Source organism: Moraxella atlantae NBRC 14588, from assembly GCF_001591265.1.
In the GTDB taxonomy this organism is placed as follows: domain Bacteria; phylum Pseudomonadota; class Gammaproteobacteria; order Pseudomonadales; family Moraxellaceae; genus Faucicola; species Faucicola atlantae.
Window position 1 is genome coordinate 1 of record NZ_BCUL01000057.1, and the last position, 1,961, is coordinate 1,961.

Here is a 1,961-nt window from a genome sequence, read left to right on the forward strand (position 1 = left end):
AACATTGATAGGAATGAATGTTGGTGTATTGCGGTAAGCGTCATTGTTAATAAGTGTGGGTAGTTGGTCGGTTTGGGCTTGTTTGGCTTTTTGTGCTCGTTTCCAGTTGTGTAATAGGTTCTGGTTGATGCCGTTGTCTCTGGCTATACTGGCAATTGACCGCCCTGAGCTTATCGCTTCTTGTACTAGAAATTCTTTGAATTCGTCACTGTAGGTCTTGCGCTTGGGTTTGTTGGTTGCCATTTTAATGTCCATTTACTGAAAATCATGGACATTATCTCGCTTCATCTAAGAGTGCAGTAGAGGGGATGGTCGGGGGCTTACTAAGGTGTACCACCCTGCCATGTTGTATTGTACGGTAAGGGTATGCTCACCTGTACTAATGGGATAGGATTTATCCCATAGGTGTTTGTATTGCTGTTTTTTTTCCAAAGGTAGGCGTTTGCCGTCAATGTTGACGATGTAGGCAATGCGGTCGCCGACCAGTTTGGCATAGCGGGGTTTCATGCTGCCTTGTATGGTGGCAGTTTGTCCTGAACTGGGTGGTTGGTACAGGAGTTCAGGGGGGTAGGGTTTCTCTGTGGGCTGTGGCGCAGCCTGTGAGGAGGGTTAGGATTGTTAAGGGGATTAGGGTTTCATAATCTTTCTATCTCCAAAATTCTTCTATCTTTTGAATATGGTTAATTTGATATAACGAGCCAAACAAAATTATCTTATAATATTAAATTCCGTATCGTGGGTTAGCGAAGCGTTACCCACTGTAATTCAAATTATAATTTAAAATTACATAACAACTTTTCGGTTCTCAGAATGTTGCTCTAAACTCAATTAACGAAGATTCAATCTCATTGACTATCGATGAGCTTTCTTCAGTGTAATTTTCCTTTAGGTAAATAATAAATTTTTCGCTAATATTTAGAAAAATAGAGTAAAAAATTTCTTTACTTTGAATGATTTGTTTTTTTGAATTTAAACTATACAACTCTAGCAAAATATATGTATCATTCATCTCAGAGAACACAATTTTATTAACTGTTGGATGGTCTAAATTAGCTTGCGTTGCCAACTTGTTTAGAATACTAAATATCAAATTTTGATTGATTTTTGCAAAAATTCTATAACTGATTATCGTGAAATAAAACTCATATAAAAAAGGAATTATTTCTGTAAGTTCTGATTTACTGATGAGTGTTTCATCATTATCATTTAATATTTCAATAGAACCCAGCTGATAAAACCAATCAAGATTTTTCATTGAATAATCAACTGGTTCTATATCTCTCAAATTTACAAGCTTACTACCTATTTTTAGATAAATATTTATTTTCATAATCTATTCAACTTATGGATTTGGAAAAAATTGCCCAACTCGAGCTAATCCTCTATCATTTCTTAAGCCTACTGTATAGCTTTTGCCATTATATACACCTGTCAATTGACCTGTAACTTGTCCTGCTCTGAGCTTAGCGGCATTTTGCCCTAATACTGCCGTAATAGCATTTTGTATATCATCTACAGTCATATTTTTATCAAAATAAGTTTGAACAGTAGTTGTATCCCCAACAAAATATTTAGGATGATGCCTTTCAAGAATATGTTGCATACCTTCCTTATCTATTGTGATAACATTAGACCCATAGGTTAATTTTTTACCAATATAACCATTTAAAGCATTTGCTGCACAAGTATTATGTACCCAAGTACCGAACTCCCCCACATGATAGGTATGGAAATCATCTACAGTAATATTATAAACTGTATCAGTTTTCTCCAGTTTTATTTGACTTACTACTGTTAAAAGCTCGTTATTTCTATCGACAAGTTTCATGCCCTTAATCAAAGCTGAAGCAGGTATCCATCCACTACCATCAACCCAAAATGGATGTTCTTCTGTCGTTTGGTAGCTTTCTTGTTGACCTTTTTCATTTGTGCTACTACATTTTAATCAACTTACACAAAAA

General features: G+C 35.5%; 3 protein-coding genes and 1 pseudogene. All 4 read right to left on the reverse strand.

From position 1 onward, the window contains the following. The coding region (locus tag MA2_RS10630) for a transposase (protein WP_156470956.1) at window positions 1-243 on the reverse strand (243 nt) is incomplete at its 3' end. Between the two features lie 45 nt (window positions 244-288). Further along, window positions 289-507: a hypothetical protein gene (locus tag MA2_RS11175; protein WP_115254132.1), complete on the reverse strand. Its 219-nt coding sequence runs from the start codon at window positions 505-507 to the stop codon at window positions 289-291. Window positions 508-805: 298 nt separating this feature from the next. Continuing rightward, entirely contained in the window at window positions 806-1,330 is a 525-nt protein-coding gene (locus MA2_RS10635) for a hypothetical protein (RefSeq protein ID WP_067059640.1), read from the reverse strand. 12 nt (window positions 1,331-1,342) lie between these two features. Continuing rightward, a pseudogene (locus MA2_RS10640) lies at window positions 1,343-1,909 on the reverse strand (polymorphic toxin-type HINT domain-containing protein); the annotation flags it as partial. Window positions 1,910-1,961: the final 52 nt, after the last annotated feature.

Coding starts and splice junctions, on each gene's coding strand:
- MA2_RS11175 (WP_115254132.1), bottom strand. CDS start 507: ATGAAACCCCGCTATGCCAAACTGGTCGGCGACCGCATTGCCTACATC.
- MA2_RS10635 (WP_067059640.1), bottom strand. CDS start 1,330: ATGAAAATAAATATTTATCTAAAAATAGGTAGTAAGCTTGTAAATTTG.